Below are 17828 nucleotides of genomic sequence, written 5' to 3' on the forward strand. Positions count from 1 at the left end.
CCCGGGTCCTCGGGCTAAAGACAAGGTGAATAGAGGAGCCAAATCGGCTCCTCTATTTTTCTGTGGTGGCTACGAATTGTGCGAGGGCCTGCTGGTCTGTGGTTTAAAGCATGGCCTGTATCTGGGCCAACACAGCCTGTACCTTAGCGGCAGGTGGATGGGTGCGACCCAGTACGCGCATTCCCCACACCATGGTCATCAACAAAGCCGCGAGGGTGTCGATATCGCGCTCGGCGGCCAACTCTCCAGCTGCTTGTGCCTGGCGCAAGTTATTGGTCACCCGCTGTTCCACTTCGGCTAAGTGAACGCTGGCTTCATGCTGAATCGTTGGATTTTGGCGCCCCACTTCCAGCAGGGTATTGACCAGCAGGCAGCCACGATGTGCCTCGCTGGCTATGGCATCCCGAGCTACAGCATCGAGCAGGGCTCGCACACCGGCTAGGGGAGAATCTGCCGAGGCCAGCAATAGTTCGATCTGCGCCAGACTCTGTGCTGAATAGCGCTGCAACACTTCGATAAACAATCCCTCTTTAGAGCTGAAGGCGCCGTACAGGCTGCTGGGCTTCAACCCCATTCTGTCAACGAGTGTGGCGATGCCAGTGTTGCTGAAGCCCGTTTCCCAGAAGCTGTTGAGGGCAACCTCCAGAACTTGTTCTCTGTCAAATGATGCCGGTCTTGCCATTTCGATTCCTGCTTATGTTGTCTTTTTGTAGTGATCACTAAAAAATATCTTGACCAGTGTTGGTGGCTTGTTTGATATTGTAGTGACCACTACAGAAAGGATGGTGATCATGCCCACACTTGAGCAAAAAATCAAAGAGTACGATGCGATAAAGCGAACTAAAGTCCCTGGTGATGTACTGGCGGTGATGGAGGGGGCAACAGAAGCGCTACGGACGAGCGGACTGGGACAAGGGGCATTTGTCACTGGCGATCAGTTTCCTGACTTTGCGTTGCCCGATCAGCACGGGATGGTGCGCCCGCTCTCTCACTATCTGGCTGAGGGGCCTGTGGTGCTCAACATCTATCGAGGTGGTTGGTGTCCTTATTGCAATCTCGAGATGCAGGCACTCAATATCGCTTTGCCCGAGTTTGTGAAACGGGGGGTCACCCTCCTCGGTTTGACTCCCGAGATGCCAACAACCGCGCAGGACACTCTCACCGCCAACGAGCTGGCGATCACCGTGCTCAGCGATGAAGGCAACCGGGTGTCGGCTTCGCTGGGGTTGGTATTCGAGCTGCCCGAGGTGCTGCGCCCAATCTATGAGCGTTTTGGTATCGATATTCCGGCCAGCAACGGGGATGACAGTTTTACTTTGCCAGTCCCGGCGACGTATATCCTTGGCCAGGATCGGGTGGTACGTTACCACTTCGTCAATGTTGACTATACCCAACGGGCAGAACCGACCCAGCTGATCGCTGAGCTGGACAGACTGGCCGCGGCTGGGATGCTTTAAACCGACACGGCGCCAGAAGGCGCCGTGTGGAGTGCAGACGAGGCGGGCCTTGACGGGCCAGCCTCGTATTTATAAGCGGATGACCTAGTAACCGCCTTTGGCCTCTTTCACCGCAAGCCCCAGCTGCCATACCGCCATGGCGTAGTGGGTGCTGTGGTTGTAGCGGGTGATGGTGTAGAAGTTGGGCAGGCCGTACCAGTATTGGTAGCCGGTGCCGACATCGAGGCGCAGCAGGCTCGACTCGCTGTGGTTGCCCAGGCTGCTGGTTGGCGTCAGCCCTGCGCGGCGCAGGGTGGCGACCGGGTAGCGGGTCTGGAAGCCGTGTTCGTAGCCGGGCAGTTGGCCCTGACCGCGCACCGCAACCGGTTGGCCTTTCTCCCAGCCGTGGGCCTTGAAGTAGTTGGCGACGCTGCCGATGGCATCTACCGGATCCCACAGGTTGGTGTGGCCGTTGCCGTCAAAGTCCACCGCATAGCGCTGGAAGCTGGAGGGCATAAACTGGCCGTAGCCCATGGCGCCCGCATAGGAGCCCTTGGGTTCGGTGGGGTTCATCCCTTCGTCGCGGGTCATCACCAGGAAGGCTTCCAGCTCGCTGGTGAAGAACTCGGCGCGGCGCGGATAATCAAATGCCAGAGTGGCCAGCGCATCCAGAATGCGGGTCTTGCCCATCACTCGGCCCCAGCGGGTCTCCACCCCGATAATGCCGACGATGATCTCCGGCGGCACCCCGTAGATCTGCTCCGCCCGGTTCAGCTCGCTTGCGTATTCACGCCAGAAGTTGACGCCGTTCTGTACGTTGTCCGGGGTGATGAACTTGGCGCGATAGCGATTCCAGGCGCCGGTCGGGCCGGTGGGCTTGGCGGTAGTCGGCGCCTGGGCATCCATCAGGCGGATGATCCAGTCGTAACGCTCTGCCTGTGCCAGCACCTGATGCAGCTGGGCGTTGTCAAAACCGTGCTTCTCGACCATTTTCTGGACGAACCGGTCCACGTTGGGGCGATTGGCGAAGTCCCCCTTGCTAACCCCTTGTGTATAAACGGGTTTGCTCGATGGCGCCTGATTGATAAAGGCGCTCTTGGGCTGGGGGACGACCACGGGCTTTGGCGCGGGGGCGCTGCTGCAGCTACCGAGCAGGGGGAATAATGACAGAGTGAGAAGAGAGGCAAGGCGACGCATAGGGTTCTCAAAGAGACTGATAAAGTGTCGCAATGGTAAAACATTGTCATCCCCGTGCAAGTGTTCCGTGCGTCTTGTTTGCCGTCAATTCATCGTGCGATGGATTAGCCCTTCTGTGAGGGCTGTGCTGTTTAGCGCTCGGGGGGACGCAGGGTGTGGTAACTGCTCCAGAGCCGGGTCAGGGTGGTGATGGCGCAGAGCAGGGCAAAGCCGTAGGCGAGCGGGGCGAAGGCGGCGGGCCACAGGCACATCAGCACAAAGAGGGCGATGGTCTCGCTCCCCTCGGTGAGGCCACCCAGATAGTAGAGGGACTTGTGGTGGTAGACCGGATTGTCGATACCCCGCTTGCCCGCCATGATGGCAAACGCCAGAAAGCTTGAGCCGGTGCCCATAAAGGCAAACAGCAGGGTGGCTGCGGGCAGCGCATTGGCGGGGGCGGCGAGGGCAAAGCCCAGCACCACGGCGGCGTAGAAAATAAAGTCGAGGGTGATGTCGAGAAAGCCGCCGCAGTCGGTGATGCCGGTTTCCCGCGCCACGGCGCCATCGAGTCCGTCCAGAAGCCGGTTGAACAGGATGGCCGCGAGCGCCCACTGATAGCAGCCAAAGGCCAGCAGCGGCAGCGCCAGCATGCCGATGGCAAAGCCGGTGAGGCTCACCTGATTGGCACTGACCCCGGCACGGCAGAGCGGTTTGGCAAGCTGGGTGAGGGGGCTGCGGATCACGGGGATCAGGTGGCGATCAAACAAGGTGAACTCCTCGGTTAAAAACAGGACTCGGTGAGGTGGAGTATGGTGCCCGGCGCGTCGTCTGCGTCGTGGGTCACCAGAATAGCGGGGATAGCCAGCGCTTTGATCTGCCCGAACACCAGTTCGCGAAAGGCGGCCCGCAGCGGCTTGTCGAGGCGGGAGAAGGGCTCGTCCAGCAGCAGGGCGTCGGGTTCCGCCAACAGTGCCCGCAGCAGGCTGACCCGCGCCCGCTGCCCCCCTGACAGCAGCTGTGGCAGCTTGTCAGCCTGATCTGCCAGTGCGACCTGCGCCAATGCGGCCAGTGCCTTTTCCCGCCGCGCACGTTTTCCCTTGATGATCGCAGGCATGCCGAACATCAGGTTCTCCGCCACCGTCAGATGGTCAAACAGCAGATCATCCTGAAACAGCATGCCGATGCGCCGCGCCTGCGGCGGCAGGGCGTTGAGTAGCCGCTCGCCGAGCCTTATCTCCCCCTCCAGCCGGATCGGGCCGCTATCTGTCTGCGTGCCGGGCAGTACCCCGGCCAGCCCCGCCAGCAGGGAGCTTTTACCGCAGCCGCTTGGCCCCATCAGGGTCAATACCTCGCCGGGGGCCACCTGCAGGGCGGGCAGCGAGAGCAGCAGATTTTCATCAAGGTAAAGCCGAAGAGGCGTGGTGCTCAGCATATGGCTGTTTCCATCATCAGAGTTCATCGTGAGCCGCCCCCCTTGAGCGCCGGATTGATCCGCGCTGGCAGCCAGAGCGCCAGCAAATAGATAACGAGTGGCAACAGTAGTTGCAGCAGGCCGTAGAGCCCCGCCAGCCGCCGGTTGAGGCTGCTGCCGATGGCCACCGCTTCGGTGGTGATGGTGACCACTCTGCCTGCGCCAAACAGCAGGGTCGGCAGGTATTGGGCCAAACTCACCGCCGCCCCGACGCCGAAGGCAAACAGCAGCGGGCGCGCCAGCAGCGGCGCTTTCACTTGCCACCAGGCTCGCCATGGCGTTGCCCCCAGCAGCAGGGCGCTCTGGGTGATCCGCGGATCGAACTGGCGATAGGGGCCGTGCAGACACAAATAGACATAGGGAAAGACAAACAGCAGCTGACTCCAGAGCACCCAGCCCCAGCCAATGCCGCTGCTTATCGAGTCATGTGCAAGCCAGTCCAACCCGAGCCGGATACCAAACAGCAGGCTCGCCTGTGGCAGCAACAGCGGCAGGCAGATGAGCCAGAGCGGCCAGGGGCGGTGCCCGGCTTGCGCCTCCAGACTACACACCGCCATCATCAGTGCCAGCAAGCCGCTCACCAGCGCCAGCAGTACGCTGGTTGCCAGCAGTGGCAGCAGGGTTGGCAGCAGATCCAGCCAGTAATGACTGCTCCACTGGCTGGGCCAGAGGGCGGGAAAGGGCCAGCGGCGCGCCAGTGACCAGAGCAGCAGGGCCGCCAGCACCACCAGATTAAGGGTGATCAGAGTGAGTGCAGAGCCTGCTGCGAGCCGGTTGGCAAAGGAGTGGGACGCAGCTCGTTTGCCATCGAGCCAGCAGCCTTTGCCCACCTCTTGATGAAGCCACTCCAGTAATCTGAGCATGGCGATCAGCAGCGCCGTGATAGCGAGCAGCAGCAGGGCGCCGCTGGCGGTGGCGCCGCGCCAGAGCAGATCCGGGTCCTGATACCAGAGCCACAACCGCACCGCCAGCGGGGCGGGGGCATCGGGCCCGAGCAGCTGGGCGAGATCCACCACCGCGACTCCGTAGGCCGCCACCGCATAGATGGGCAGGCGCAGGGCTGGCCAGAGGGCGGGCAGCAGCAGGCGCCACCAGATCTGGGGGGCGCTGAAACCGAGGCTCGCCCCCAGCCACTGCTGGCGTGCCAGCAGGATGGGTTGCTGCGCGGCCATCGCCATCAGCAGCAAAAAGGGGGTCTCCTTGAAAACGAGCAGTGCAATCAGCCCGAGCCCCCAAGAGTCACGAATGGTCTGCCAGTCGGGGGGGAGATCAAACCCGGTCAGCGCTGGCGAGACGAGTCGTAGCAGCCAGCCGGAGGGGGCGAGCAGAAAGGCAAAACCGATGGCAAAGGCGACGTGGGGCATGGCCAGCATGGGCGAGAGCAGGCGACGGAGCAGCCCGAAAGCCCGGCTGTTGCTGTGGGCCAGCAGCAGGGCGGTCAACAGCAGACTACCAAGGGTCGAGGCGGCGCCAATCCACAGGCTCAGTGCTGCTGAGTGCCAAAGACCGGGTTGGGCCAGCAGCAAGGCGAGATGAGAGGCGGCCATCCCCTCTGCCAGCAGTTGCCACAGCCCCGCCAGCAGGGGGATGACGAAGATCGCCAGATAAATGACCGCCATCCCCGTACTCCTACTGGGGTGGCGTGTCAACTGGCGCCACGGTCGGGAGCGGGAAAGCGGGTGACCAGCAGCACTCATCAGTGACCGTAACGCTCGGCCCAGGCCGCTTCCAGTCTGAGCTGCCAGCTGGGGTGAGGCTCGGCTACCGACTTGAAGCGCAGTGCCGGTTGCCCCTTGGCTGAATCAGGCAGCGCATCGGCCCGCAGCACGCTGGGATCACCCCAGAAAGCCGGATTGGCTTTTCGTGCCTGCGCCGCCGGGCTCAGCAGGAAGTTGGCCACCACCTTGGCACCCGCACGGGCACTGGCGTTGAAGGGGATGGCGAGAAAATGGCTGTTGGTGAGTGCCCCTTTCTCCATGGCGACGGCTTCCACACTGGGGGGCAGGGCGCCAATCTGGGTGGCGCTCTGCGCCTCCTGCGGATTGAAGCTGATGGCCATGGCCAGTTCGCCATCATCGAGTAGCTGGCGGGTTTCGGCGGCGCTGGTGGGGAACAGTTTGCCCTTGCGCCAGAGTGCCGGATGCAGCTCATCGAGCCAGGCCCAGAGCGGGGCGGTGATCCTGATGAACTCGGCATCGGTCGCCTCCCGATAGAGGGGCGCGGGGTCTGGCGTCAACTCCAGCAGGATCTGCTTGAGAAAGCTGGAGCCATGGAACTGGGGCGGCTTGGGATAGGTGAAGCGGCCGGGATGGGCCTTGGCCCACGCCAGCAGGGCTGCTGCCGAGGTGGGCGCTCTGGCGACCTCTTCGGTGTCGACCATCAGATTGAGCTGGCCGATGCCCCAGGGGGCTTCCAGCCCTTCTACCGGCAGGGTGAAGTCCTTACTCACCGGCAGGGTGCTGTCGACCAGTGCCATGTTGGGGAGCTCGGTGGTAAAGGGAGCGCCGAGCAGCCCCTGCTCCTTGAGCGCCTTGAAGTTCTCGCCGTTGACCCAGAGCAGGTCGATGGGGCCGCCAGCTTGCTTGCCCGCCTGCTTGTTGGCCAGCAGCTGGCTGACGCTCTGGGCGATGTCATCCACCTTCACCTGCACCAGCTTGACCTGATAGTCGCGCGCCAGCTCCTGCCCGGCCCACACCAGATAGGCGTTGATCTCCGGGCTGCCGCCCCAGGCGTTGAAGTAGACGGTCTGCCCCTTCGCCTCCTCAAGGGTCTGTTGCCAGTTGTCATCAGGGGTGGCTAACAGCGGGCCGCTGGCGAGCAGTGGCAGGGTGCACAGCAGCGCATTTAGCCGCTGTTTGAGCCGAGATCTGCGGTGTGAGCCGAGCAGTGAGAATGGCTTGAGCATAAACGTTTCCCTGATTGTCAGGCGCCACGGCGCCAGCGGTGATAACGGGCCAGCAACGCCAGCACCCGGGTGGGCTGGTGGGCCCGTTTCCATTCACCCGCCACGTATTTGTTCCCCTCCATCAGGGTGGGATAGGCGTGAATGGTGCCAAGGATCTTGCCAAGACCGAGGCGGTGACGCATGGCGAGCACGAACTCGGCAATCCGCTCACCGGCGTGAGTGCCCACTATGGTGGCGCCAAGGATAGTATCTTTGCCCGGCACGGTCAGCACCTCGACAAAACCGTGGCGCTCCCCATCGGCGATGGCGCGATCCAGCTCGGCCAGCTCGAAGCGGGTCGCCTCGAAGGGAATGCCTTGCGCCTCGGCTTCCTTGCGATTGAGGCCAACCCGGGCAATCTCCGGCGTGGTGTAGGTGGCCGCCGGAATGACCCGATAGTCGGCCTGAAAGCGCTTGAACTGGCCAAACAGGGCATTTACTGCCGCATACCAGGCCTGATGGGCGGCAAAGTGGGTGAACTGGTAAGGGCCTGCTACGTCTCCCACCGCCAGTATGCTGGGGAAGTTGGTGGTGAGGAAGCCATCGACTGCGATGGTGCCGCGGGGGGCAAGCTCGACCCCCAACGCTTCGAGCCCGAAGCCGCTCACGTTGGCGACCCGACCCAGTGCTAGCAGCAGTTGATCCCCTTCCACCACCTGTGTCTCATCGCCCCGGCGCAGTTGCAGCCGGATGGGGAGATCCCCCTTGGCTGCGGGCAGATAGTCGGCTCGTTCGGCGCGCCAGCCGGTGAGTAGCTGCACGCCATCGCGGCTCATCTGCCCGGCCAGCGCATCGGCGACCTCTCTCTCTTCGCGGGGCAGCAGTTGCTCCGAGAGTTCCATCAAGGTCACGGGAATGCCGAGCAGGGCGAAGCTCTGGGCCAGCTCGCAGCCGATAGGGCCACCGCCCAGCACCAGCAGGCGGCGCGGCGGGGTGCGCAGCTGCCAGAGGCTATCCGAGGTGAGGTAAGGCACCTGATCCAGCCCCGGCAGCTTGGGCACCAGCGGTCGGGCGCCGGTGGCGATGACGATATGGCGGCTGGCGAGGCGCTGGCCGTTAACCTCCACCTCCCAGGGAGAGATCAGCCGCGCCTCTCCTTCGATGCATTCCACTCCAAGCCCCTGATAGCGCTTGATGGAGTCGTGGGGCTCGACCTCCTTGATAACCTCAGCCACCCGCTCCATCACGGCGGCAAAATCGGCGCGGGATTGGCTTGGGCTAAAGCCCAGCTCGTCGGCTTTACGCTGCTCTGCGGCAAAGCGGGCGCTTCGGATCAGCGCCTTGGAGGGGACGCAGCCGCTGTTGAGGCAATCGCCCCCCATCTTGTGTTTCTCGATGAGCGCCACCTTGGCCTTCACCGCCGCCGCGATATAGCTGGTGACCAGCCCACCTGCACCGGCACCTATCACCAGCAGGTTGTAGTCATAGCGAGCGGGTTTGCGGTAGGGGGTGAGCAGGCGCCGCTGCGCAAGGTGTGCGGTCAATTTTTTGACCAGCCAGGGCATCAGCCCCAGCAGGGTCAACGCGACCATCAGGCCGGGGGAGAGGATATTGCCGGTGCTGGTTAACTGGCCAAGCTCGCTGCCCGCCAGCACATAGACGAAGGTGCCGGGCAGCATGCCAAGCTGGCTTACCCAGTAGTAGGTGCTGACTCTGATGGGGGTGAGCCCCATCAGCAGATTGACCAAAAAGAAGGGGAAGATGGGGATGAGGCGCAGGCTGAGCAGATAGAAGGCCCCCTCCTTCGCCATGCCTGACTGAAAGGTGGCCAGCTTGTCACCAAAGCGGGCGGTGACCCAGTCGCGCAGCAGAAAACGGGCGCTGAGAAAGGCCAGGGTTGCGCCTAGGGTGCTGGCGAAGGAGACCAGCAGCAGCCCCCAGGCGACGCCGAACACCGCGCTGCCACCCAGGGTGAGCAGGCTGGCGCCGGGCAGGGAGAGAGCGGTGCTCAGCACATAGATAAGCACGAACAGCAGGCTGGCCGAGACAAAGTGGCTGTCGACCCATTGCGCCACTGCCGCCTGCTGGGCCTGCAAGGCGTCCAGAGTGAGGTAACGACCGAGATCGAGGGCAAAAAAGGCGCCGATAAGGCCCCCCATTACCAGTGCAAGCAGCAGGCGGGTCCGGTTCATCAGGCGTCCTTGCTGTCGGGCTTGGCGGAGCGTTCCGGTTGCACCGGCAGCTGGCAGAAGCCCTGCGGCGCGATATCGAGGGCGGCGTTGAACTTAGCCGACATGTTCTGGAATGCGATAAGGCCGGTCAGCTCCACCATAGCGTCGTCGTCGAACCAGGGCTTGAGGCGGGCTGCCTGCTCATCGCTCACCCCATCGAGGCCAGTCATCGCTTCGGTATAGTCGAGCACCGCTTTCTCCCGCTCGTCGAACAAGGGGCTTTCGCGCCAGTTGGCCAGCGCCTCCACCTTCTCGCTGGAGCCGGCTCTCTTTACCAGGGTCATGGCGTTGATGTCGACGCAAAAACGACACCAGTTGAGCTGGGAGACCCGCACCGTCACCAGCGAGCGCAGCACGGGATCGATGGGGGAGCGCTTGCGGTTGATGACGCCGTAGAGGGTGGCGACGGCGGCAAAGAGGCGCGGCGAGCGGCCCCAGCACTTACCCGGAATAAGCACCTGACCATAGTTGCGCTTTTGCAGCCAGAAAAAGGGGCGGATAAACCAGGCATATTCCCGGTCGGGTTTGACCTCAACGCGCATCAGTTACCTTCTTGTTGTTTCACACTTACGGTTTCAAATTGGGTTTGTAGGCTTGGCCCAACCGCTCATTCAGGCGGGTCAGGAAATCCTCGATCCGCGCCCGGTTGGTGCCCAGATCGCTTTGCCCCTGACGGGAGGCTGATCGCATATCGATGCGGGTCTCTTTGGGGCCAGCAAAGACCCGCAGCGCCACATCATCCTGAAAGCCGAACCAGCCGGTGGTAACCACCGCATCCAGACCATCCGGGCTGGGTCGTACCTGCCAGCCCAGCTCCTGCATCAGTTCGCTGGCTTCAATCAACACTTCGGCAGGAGAGGCCCTGGTAAAGAGAGGACCGGGTTTTGCCTCAACTGCTTTCAGCGGTGCGCTATTTATTGGCAGATCCTGCGCCGTTCTGAGCTCTGCCGCCCAGCGTAGCTGGGGGGGATTGTAGGGATCTGTGCTCACATCGTTGATCAGCGGCATCCGCAGCGCCTGTGCCACAAATGTCAGGGGCAGCAGTAGCGGCAAGGCGCCAAGGCCGCTGGCATAGCGGTTACGGCTCCAGGGCAGGCGTACCAGCAAGATCAGGGAGACAAGGGCTCCGATGAGACAGATCGCAAAACCGATCCACCAGGGCCAGAGATGAAAGCGGCTGCCGAGGGCGCCAGCGAGCGGGAGTAACCAGGCCAGCAGGGGCCACAAGCAAGAGCGGGGCATAGCACGGGATCCATCGTCGAATGTGGACAATGCCGAGAAGGATAAACTTAATTGCCTGATAACGTTAGTAAATTGATGAGAGTTTGGCGTGGTTTTGGTCAGTTTTGCGAGGGGGATACAGAGGTCGGTGAAGCCCGCCTGGTGGGGACTTCACCGAGAAAATGGTCAGTTGCGATGACTTAGTTGCGATAGAGCACTTTGATCAGATGGAAGCCGAACTTGGTGCGCACAGGTCCCAGCACCTTGAGCAGTTCACCCTTGAATACGGCATCGTCAAATGCTTTCACCATATCTCCCTTGGAAAATTCTCCCAAATCGCCAAAACGCTTGCCTGAGGGACAGGTAGAGAAGCGCTTGGCCATCTGGCCGAAGTCGGCTCCCTTCTCGATCTTCTCCTTGATCTCCAGACACTGTTTTTCGGTCTTGACCAGAATGTGCTGGGCACAGGCTTTTTTCATCGGGGCGCTCCTGGGAGTGATGGCGAAGGTTGTTAACGCCAAGGGTGGTAGCAAATCGGTGCGCAAGAGTACCCCAATTTGCCACTGGCGTCAGCCATCACAGCCCGCCATTTACCGGCGTTCGTCAGCCCTGTTACTGGCGAGCACGGGTGGCCAGCATGGCGCGAGGACGCGCTTGCCAGATGATCTCCAGCCCGAGCAGGGCGTAGAGGCTCCATATAGCCAGCGGATTGAGCCACTCCCCCCCCAGTTGCAGGGTCATCAGGGCGCAACCTGCCAGCAGCAAGGTGATCCCCGGCAGCCGCCAGTGGACGGGCAGGGGGGCCAGCATCGCCATCCCCAACAGAATACCGAGGCCAAACGGCAGGTTCAGGGCGGTAAAGGCCAGCGCCTGCTGGCCACTCATGCCGGTCAACAGGGCCAGCAGGGCGCTGCAACAGGCGAGGAAGGTGATGAACTCGAGACGATCGGCAATATAGTCAGCCATCTGTTCGCTACGTGCATGCATGATGTGTCTCCTTCAGTTGATGGTTCAAGTGTGAGGGAGGGACGTCTGCAAAGGCAGCGGGATAATTCGATTGCGCTGAACGAGCAATTCTTAATCACCCGCTACGTCGGGCTTTGGCGTGTGCCGGGCCTGTTAAACGGTGAGGGTGGGGTGATGCCGACAAACTCTGTCGTGGTGGGTTTCTGGTGGTAAAGAGAGGAGGAGAGGTGACAAATGGTGCCTGATGGTGGGGTGAGCCTTATTCAGGGCAGGTCAATTCGCTTCCATCGGGAAAGCGGGCGGCGTCATTGTCACCAAAATGTGTGATTTGTGGTCAACCTCTTAAAAGATATGGCGAATTTGCCAATGGCACCGCGCTGTCGCTGGCCGATGCCTATGTTAGGATAAGGTTCGCCATTTTTCTGGCGCGCATTTTTGTGTCACGGCCATGCACTGCATGGCGTGCTGCGCCGCATTCGGGGTTGGCCCGAAAGGGCGCTGGTTCCCTTCACCACAGATTCAGGAATATTGACCTTTGACAGGATGCATTTCATCCCTGCTGGCAGGGCGTTTACTGTCCGGCCCTGCGTTTCGCCGCGGCCTGCGGGTACTAGGGGTGGGCCTGTTGCTGTCGCTGCTGGCTTCGCCCGCGTTTGCCGCCAAGCTCACCTATCAGGTCAAGGGGTTGAAAGGGGAGAACAAGGATAACGTTGAAGCCTACCTCAATGCCCTGCCGGTCTATCAGGAGCGGCAATACCGCCCGGCCCGCGCAAAAATTACCGAGAGCGTGCAAAAGGCGCTGCAGGTTTATGGCTACTACCAGCCGAAAATCACCCTGAGTCGCGACAAGAAAACCCCGTCCAAAGTGGTGATTGAGGTGGATAAAGGGGAGCCGGTCATCGTCTCCCGCCTCGATATTCTGCTGGAGGGGGATGCGGGCAGCGACGAGCTCTACAGCGCCCTGCTGGACAAGTTGCCCCTCAAAGAAGGTGAGCCCCTCAACCACGCCAAATATGAATCCATCAAGGCGGATCTGGGCAGTCTCGGGCTGGCCCGCGGTTACTTTGATGCCAAGCTGAGCAAGAGTCAGGTCAAGGTGTTCCCGGACAAGGGGACGGCGGAGATCTTTATTCTGTTCGAATCGGGCCATCGCTACCGTTTTGGTGAGATCCGCTACGATGCCACTCCCGAAGCGCTTCACCTTATTCGCCCGCTTATCAACATCAAGAGCGGCGACCCCTATCTCGCCATCCGTCTGGCCGAGATGTCGCAGGATGTCTCCTCCACCAAGCTGTTCCGTCAGGTCGATATCAAGCCGGTATTGAGCGAGGCGAGCAACTATCGGGTGCCCATCGCGGTGACGCTGGATAACCGGGTCGATCACGAAATCGAGACCGGTATCGGTTATGCCACCGACGTAGGGCCGCGTATGAGTGCCACCTGGGAGAAGCCCTGGGTCAACCGCTACGGCCACCGCCTGTTTGCCACCGCCAAGGTGTCGGCGCCGGAGGCAGAGCTCAGCTTCGACTACCAGATCCCGGTGGGTAACCCGCTGCGGGACTACTACTCCATCCAGACCGGCTACCAGTACAAGGACAACAACGATACCCGCTCCGATCTCACCACTATCGGTGTGCACCGCTGGACGCGGCGGCCGGAGAGCTGGGATCGGGACGTCTTTATCCGGCTGGAGAACGAGATCTATACCCAGGGTGCCGACGAGGGGAACAGCTTGCTGCTGATCCCCGGGGTCTCCTGGTCCCGGCTGCGGGTGCGCGGCACCCTGGTGCCCGATTGGGGGGATCGCCAGCAGCTGACGCTGGAGTTCTCCGATCCCAGATGGGGCTCCGACATCAGCTTTATGCGGGTGTGGGGGCGCAGCAAGTGGCTGCGAACTCTTGGCGATAACCACAGATTCCTGATGCGGGCCGAGCAGGGGGCCATCATAGGTGACAGCTTCTCGTTGGTGCCGCCGTCTTTGCGCTTCTTTACCGGTGGCGATCAGACGGTGCGCGGCTTTGGTTACGAGAGCATCTCCCCCACCGGGCCGGATGGCAAGCTGACCGGTGGTCGTTACACCAGCGTGGCCAGTCTGGAATACAACTACCGCTTCAGCGAGAAGTGGCTGGGGGCCATGTTTGTGGATGGCGGCACCTCCACCACCGATTACAGCGAACCCTGGAAAATAGGTACCGGCGTCGGTGTACGCTGGGTCACCCCCATCGGTCAGGTCAGGTTGGATCTGGCGGTCGGGGTATCGGAAGAGGACAAGCCCTTGCGGCTGCATTTCGCATTGGGGCCTGAATTATGATGTTGTCTAAACGCTTTTTTCTTTGGCCGCTGCGGCTGTATCTTGCGCGGGGGTCTGCATTGTGATCTGGCTAAAACGCATTTTTCTCTGGCTGATGGGGCTGGTGTTCCTGCTGCTCATCGGCGTCAGCCTGCTGGGCTTTACCCATCAGGGCAACAAGTGGTTGTGGCAACAGGCCAAGGGAGCACTGCCTTCTCTCAAGGGGGAGCTGGTGGCCGGTCAGCTTGGCTATGGCTGGACTCTGGAAGGGGCGGGTTGGCAGGATGAGCTGGTGGATGTCACTGTGGATCGCGCCGTGCTCGACTGGGATCTGGGCAAGTTGCTGCAGGGCAAACTCTGGATCAAGTCGCTTGAAGTGACTCATCCGGTGGTGAAGGTGGCTGACTCGGAGCCTGCACCGGAAGAGCCTTCAGAACCCTTTGTCTGGCGCCCGCTGCCACTCAAAATTCAGGTCGACAGCCTCAAGGTAGCCGATCTCGATCTGGCGGTGCCCGGTGTTGCCGTGACCCTGGGGTCCCTCGATATCGGCGCCACCCTCAATCGCAAGGGGCTGATTGTGCGCGGCCCGGTGCTCGATAACCTGAAGGTGACGCTGGATGATGCGGCACCCGCCAGCGCAGCCAAATCTGCCAAGCAGCCGGCCGCTAACGAGAAGCAAGCCGGTGCTGCGGTGGCGCGCAACGACAAGGCCAGCGCCAAGACAGCCAAACAGGGTAAAGGGACGCCAGCTGCGAATACGGCAAAGGCAGCCCCCATTCTCCTGCCCGCCATTCACCTTCCTTTCCCCATCCAGCTGGAAGGGGTCAGTGCGACCCGGGTGCAATATAAGCAGGGCGAGCTGATCGAAGGGCTCGACAAGCTGCTGCTGTCGGCCACTGCTGCCGACGATCGCATCGAGGTGCGCGAGCTCTCGCTGCGCCACGCCATGGCCGATCTGGCGCTCAAGGGACACATCCAGCTCAGTGACGACTACCCGCTGGCGGTGACGCTGGATGCCAAGGCCCGCAAGGGGCTGCTGGATGGCGAGCTGCAGGGTGAGCAGGCCACGCTGGCGCTGAACGGTTCGGTTGGCAAGCTGGGGTTGGCGTTGTCGGCCAAGGGGCCGGTTGCCGCCAATCTCAAGGGCTCGCTGGCAGCCCTCGACCCGGATCTCCCTTTTGATCTGGCCCTCGACTGGAAGAGCCTCGGTTGGCCTCTTCACAAGCCAGCCAAAGATGAGCCGAGCTATCGGCTGGACAAAGGGAGCCTGACTGCCAAGGGCAAGCTCTCCGGCTACCAGTTTGCCCTCAATACCTCCGGCAAGGGGACCGATGTCCCCCCCTTCAAGCTTGCGCTGGACGGGAAGGGGGATCTGGAGCGGCTCAGCAAGATCGCCTTGCAGCTCAATGCCCTCAAGGGGGAGCTCAAGCTCGATGGCAAGCTGGCATGGAACAAGGGGATCGAGTGGCAGGGGACCACTCTGTTCAAGGGGATCAATCCGGCCGAGCTGTTGCCTGAGCTGAAAGGGACGCTGGCCGGTGAGCTGGAGAGCCGTTTCGTGATGAACGAAGCGGGCCACTGGGAGCTGAAACTGCCCAAGCTCAAGGTGGATGGCAAGCTCAACCAGTACCCGCTGGCCCTCAAGGGGGAGCTTAGCGGCAACGACAAGATGGAGTGGCAGATCCCGGCGCTCTCGCTGCAAAGTGGCCCCAACCAGTTGCAGGCCAAGGGCAGCATCAGCACTGCCCAATGGAAGCTCGATGCCAACCTGCAGGCTCCCCAGCTGGGGGGGATCTATCCCGGCCTGAAAGGGGATATCAAGGGACAGGTGAAGGTCAGTGGCAATCAGCAGACGCCAAAAATCGATGCGGATCTCGTCTCCGACCGGCTCTACTATGCCGGCACCGACCTGAAGGGCATTAGTCTCAAGGGCAATGCGGTGATCGGCGCCAAACCGGCCGGTGAGCTCGCGTTGTTGGTGGCGCAGCTGAAACAGGGCGAAACCAAGCTCAGCCAGCTGGCCCTGAACCTCAGCGGCGATATCAGTCAGCATCTGTTGACCCTGACCATGAAGGGTGACCCTGTTGCGGCCAACCTCAAACTGGGTGGCGGCGTGCGCGGGGATCACTGGCGCGGGGCGCTCTCCGAGTTGCGGCTGAAAACTCCGCTGCGCCGTTGGGACTTGAGCTCCCCCTGGGCACTGGATCTCGATCTGCCGCGTCAGCGGCTGGCGATGGGGGATCTCTGCCTCGGCTCCCAGGGGGCCAGCCTCTGCGTCAAGGGGAGTCAGGTTTCCGCTGCACAGGGGACTCTGGAGTTTGCCCTAAGCGAGTTTGATCTCAAGCGGCTGCGCCCCTGGTTGCCGGACAACTTCCGCTGGCAGGCGATGCTCTCCGCCGATGGCCGCGCTAGCTGGCGTGGCAATCAGCCGACCCTGCATGCGGTGGTGCGCACCACGCCGGGCACTTTTGTGGCTGATGGTCTCAAGACTGATTATCAGCAGCTGGCCCTGGCCCTGGATTTCGAGCGACAGCAGGCGGCCATTCGCCTCGATTTTGCCTCCAAACAGATCGGCAATATCGATACCGATCTGCTGATCAGGGAGCCCGCCGGTCGCGGTCTGCTCGGTGGTCAGCTCAAGTTTGACGATCTCAAGCTCAATACCTTTGCGCCGCTCATCCCTGAGGTGCGCTCCCTGCAAGGGATCATCTCCGCCGATGCCCGCTTCGACGGCACCCTGGCGGCGCCCCTGCTGTTTGGTCAGCTCAACCTGCGTGACGGTGAAGTGCAGACCCACTCCGATATGGTGACCCTGACCAAGCTGGTGACCCACCTCAAGATCGAGGGCAATCGCGCCGAGCTCGATGGCTCCATGCTGGTGGGCAAGGGACCGCTGGCGTTGGGCGGCTGGCTCAGCTGGGCCAAGATGCCGGTCAGCGGCAGCCTCACCATTCAGGGCAAGGATCTGGAGGCGCAATATCCGGGCATGGGCCGGGTCAGAGTCTCGCCCGATATCGCGGTGTCGCTGGGGGAGGAGACCCGGATTACCGGTCAGGTGGATATTCCCTGGGCGCGAATTCAGGTCAAGAGCTTGCCGGATTCGGCAGTGGCGGTCTCCGATGATGTGACTGTGGTCTATGACGATCTGCCCCCGGCTCCCAAGCAGGCCAGCCTGCCGCTGGCGATGAAGGTGGCGATCCGCCTTGGCAACGATGTGAAGCTCGATGCCATGGGGCTGAAGACCGATGTCTCCGGTGGCCTCAATATCCGTCAGGATCCCGAGAAACCGCTGGCAGGCAACGGCCAGCTGGTGCTGACCAACGGCCGCTTCAAGGCTTACGGTCAGAACCTCATCATCAAGGAGGGGCGGATCCTCTTCTCCGGTCCGCTGGATCGGCCCTTCCTCAACATCGAGGCCAACCGGGATCCCGACACCATCGAGGGTCAGGTGACGGTCGGGGTGCGGGTGACTGGCCCTGCCAGCAAGCCTGAAATCACTGTCTACTCCGAGCCGCAGATGGCGCAGTCGGAACAGCTCTCCTATCTGCTGCGTGGCAAAGGGTTGCAGACCGGCGGTGAGGATGGCGGTTTCAACGGTCTGCTGGTGGCCGGTGCGGTGAGCCAGGCCAACGGTGTTGTGTCGAGCATCGGCGAATCGCTCGGGATGAGCGATGTCTCTCTCGATACGGCGGGCAGTGGTGACAACACCCAGGTGACTCTGTCGGCCTATCTGCTGCCGGGTTTGCAGTTCCAGTACGGGGTCGGGGTTTTCAGCCCCATCGCCGAATTCAAGCTGCGCTACGAGGTATTGCCACGGCTCTATCTACAGGCGATGAGCGGAGTGGCTCAGGCGGTCGATATCTTCTATCGCTTCACTTTGTAACGCTTTCTCCCGTAACAGGGCTGATATGAACGTAAACGGGAGGCGCAGGCCTCCCGTTTTTTATTGCGCAATCGGCCGCGGGCAAGCCGTGATAAAGGTTGGCAGTGCAGAGGGAGAATGGATTGCGATGGGCCAAAAATGCGAAAACCCGGCGCCAGGCCGGGTTTTCTGAATGATGGTGGAGGGAGAAGGATTCGAACCTTCGAAGGCAGAGCCGTCAGATTTACAGTCTGATCCCTTTGGCCGCTCGGGAACCCCTCCACGGGGTAT

The 17828-nt window shown here is 61.7% G+C and carries 14 protein-coding genes and 1 tRNA gene; 3 read left to right on the plus strand and 12 right to left on the minus strand.

All coding sequences use genetic code 11. The features are described 5' to 3' along the window. Nucleotides 1-103: 103 nt before the first annotated feature. Nucleotides 104-682: a TetR/AcrR family transcriptional regulator gene (locus AB5Y71_RS15500; protein WP_151287031.1), complete on the minus strand. Its 579-nt coding sequence runs from the start codon at nucleotides 680-682 to the stop codon at nucleotides 104-106. Nucleotides 683-791: 109 nt separating this feature from the next. Between AB5Y71_RS15500 and AB5Y71_RS15505 the strand changes: the two genes are divergently transcribed. Further along, entirely contained in the window at nucleotides 792-1457 is a 666-nt protein-coding gene (locus AB5Y71_RS15505; RefSeq protein WP_335819041.1) for a peroxiredoxin-like family protein, read from the plus strand. Between the two features lie 84 nt (nucleotides 1458-1541). On the opposite strand, the gene mltB is transcribed toward AB5Y71_RS15505, so the two are convergent. The 10 genes from mltB to AB5Y71_RS15555 all read right to left on the minus strand — a co-directional run bounded on the left by mltB (nucleotide 1542) and on the right by AB5Y71_RS15555 (nucleotide 11406). Next, nucleotides 1542-2633 (minus strand): lytic murein transglycosylase B, encoded by a 1092-nt coding sequence (mltB, locus tag AB5Y71_RS15510; protein ID WP_368171959.1) that lies wholly within the window; start codon nucleotides 2631-2633, stop codon nucleotides 1542-1544. Nucleotides 2634-2764: 131 nt separating this feature from the next. Next, nucleotides 2765-3379: a CDP-alcohol phosphatidyltransferase family protein gene (locus tag AB5Y71_RS15515; protein WP_368171960.1), complete on the minus strand. Its 615-nt coding sequence runs from the start codon at nucleotides 3377-3379 to the stop codon at nucleotides 2765-2767. Nucleotides 3380-3393: 14 nt separating this feature from the next. Continuing rightward, nucleotides 3394-4044, minus strand: coding sequence for an ATP-binding cassette domain-containing protein (locus AB5Y71_RS15520; protein ID WP_368171961.1), 651 nt, complete (start codon nucleotides 4042-4044; stop codon nucleotides 3394-3396). A gap of 23 nt (nucleotides 4045-4067) precedes the next feature. Beyond that, on the minus strand, nucleotides 4068-5702 hold the full coding sequence (locus AB5Y71_RS15525) for an ABC transporter permease (RefSeq protein WP_368171962.1): 1635 nt from the start codon (nucleotides 5700-5702) through the stop codon (nucleotides 4068-4070). Between the two features lie 77 nt (nucleotides 5703-5779). Beyond that, nucleotides 5780-6988, minus strand: a complete 1209-nt coding sequence (locus tag AB5Y71_RS15530; protein WP_368171963.1) for an ABC transporter substrate-binding protein — start codon at nucleotides 6986-6988, stop codon at nucleotides 5780-5782. A 17-nt stretch (nucleotides 6989-7005) separates the two neighbouring features. Next, nucleotides 7006-9159 (minus strand): FAD-dependent oxidoreductase, encoded by a 2154-nt coding sequence (locus AB5Y71_RS15535; RefSeq protein WP_368171964.1) that lies wholly within the window; start codon nucleotides 9157-9159, stop codon nucleotides 7006-7008. Further along, nucleotides 9159-9740: a carboxymuconolactone decarboxylase family protein gene (locus AB5Y71_RS15540; RefSeq protein WP_042080231.1), complete on the minus strand. Its 582-nt coding sequence runs from the start codon at nucleotides 9738-9740 to the stop codon at nucleotides 9159-9161. The genes AB5Y71_RS15535 and AB5Y71_RS15540 overlap by 1 nt, the downstream gene beginning before the upstream one ends. A 25-nt stretch (nucleotides 9741-9765) precedes the next feature. Further along, entirely contained in the window at nucleotides 9766-10440 is a 675-nt protein-coding gene (locus tag AB5Y71_RS15545; protein WP_204379569.1) for a DUF1499 domain-containing protein, read from the minus strand. A gap of 179 nt (nucleotides 10441-10619) precedes the next feature. Beyond that, a complete protein-coding gene (locus tag AB5Y71_RS15550; protein ID WP_040066119.1) occupies nucleotides 10620-10898 on the minus strand; it encodes a peptidylprolyl isomerase in 279 nt (92 codons plus the stop codon). Nucleotides 10899-11031: 133 nt separating this feature from the next. After that, on the minus strand, nucleotides 11032-11406 hold the full coding sequence (locus AB5Y71_RS15555) for a hypothetical protein (RefSeq protein WP_368171965.1): 375 nt from the start codon (nucleotides 11404-11406) through the stop codon (nucleotides 11032-11034). A gap of 514 nt (nucleotides 11407-11920) precedes the next feature. Between AB5Y71_RS15555 and AB5Y71_RS15560 the strand changes: the two genes are divergently transcribed. Further along, the gene (locus AB5Y71_RS15560; protein WP_139429391.1) at nucleotides 11921-13696 is read left to right on the plus strand and encodes an autotransporter assembly complex family protein; all 1776 of its coding nucleotides are present in this window, start codon (nucleotides 11921-11923) and stop codon (nucleotides 13694-13696) included. A gap of 61 nt (nucleotides 13697-13757) precedes the next feature. Then, nucleotides 13758-17558 (plus strand): translocation/assembly module TamB domain-containing protein, encoded by a 3801-nt coding sequence (locus AB5Y71_RS15565; protein ID WP_368171966.1) that lies wholly within the window; start codon nucleotides 13758-13760, stop codon nucleotides 17556-17558. 176 nt (nucleotides 17559-17734) lie between these two features. Here AB5Y71_RS15565 and AB5Y71_RS15570 read toward each other — a convergent pair. Then, nucleotides 17735-17819 (minus strand) — tRNA-Tyr (locus AB5Y71_RS15570). Nucleotides 17820-17828 lie beyond the last annotated feature (9 nt).

The organism is Aeromonas sp. R9-2, assembly GCF_040908025.1.
Lineage (GTDB): Bacteria > Pseudomonadota > Gammaproteobacteria > Enterobacterales > Aeromonadaceae > Aeromonas > Aeromonas veronii.

Bases quoted from the DNA above. Each gene is read 5' to 3' on its own strand.
- AB5Y71_RS15550 (WP_040066119.1), bottom strand. From the start codon at position 10,898: ATGAAAAAAGCCTGTGCCCAGCACATTCTGGTCAAGACCGAAAAACAG.
- AB5Y71_RS15535 (WP_368171964.1), bottom strand. From the start codon at position 9,159: ATGAACCGGACCCGCCTGCTGCTTGCACTGGTAATGGGGGGCCTTATC.
- AB5Y71_RS15525 (WP_368171962.1), bottom strand. From the start codon at position 5,702: ATGGCGGTCATTTATCTGGCGATCTTCGTCATCCCCCTGCTGGCGGGG.
- AB5Y71_RS15500 (WP_151287031.1), bottom strand. From the start codon at position 682: ATGGCAAGACCGGCATCATTTGACAGAGAACAAGTTCTGGAGGTTGCC.
- AB5Y71_RS15540 (WP_042080231.1), bottom strand. From the start codon at position 9,740: ATGCGCGTTGAGGTCAAACCCGACCGGGAATATGCCTGGTTTATCCGC.
- AB5Y71_RS15505 (WP_335819041.1), top strand. From the start codon at position 792: ATGCCCACACTTGAGCAAAAAATCAAAGAGTACGATGCGATAAAGCGA.
- mltB (WP_368171959.1), bottom strand. From the start codon at position 2,633: ATGCGTCGCCTTGCCTCTCTTCTCACTCTGTCATTATTCCCCCTGCTC.
- AB5Y71_RS15530 (WP_368171963.1), bottom strand. From the start codon at position 6,988: ATGCTCAAGCCATTCTCACTGCTCGGCTCACACCGCAGATCTCGGCTC.
- AB5Y71_RS15520 (WP_368171961.1), bottom strand. From the start codon at position 4,044: ATGCTGAGCACCACGCCTCTTCGGCTTTACCTTGATGAAAATCTGCTG.
- AB5Y71_RS15545 (WP_204379569.1), bottom strand. From the start codon at position 10,440: ATGCCCCGCTCTTGCTTGTGGCCCCTGCTGGCCTGGTTACTCCCGCTC.
- AB5Y71_RS15555 (WP_368171965.1), bottom strand. From the start codon at position 11,406: ATGCATGCACGTAGCGAACAGATGGCTGACTATATTGCCGATCGTCTC.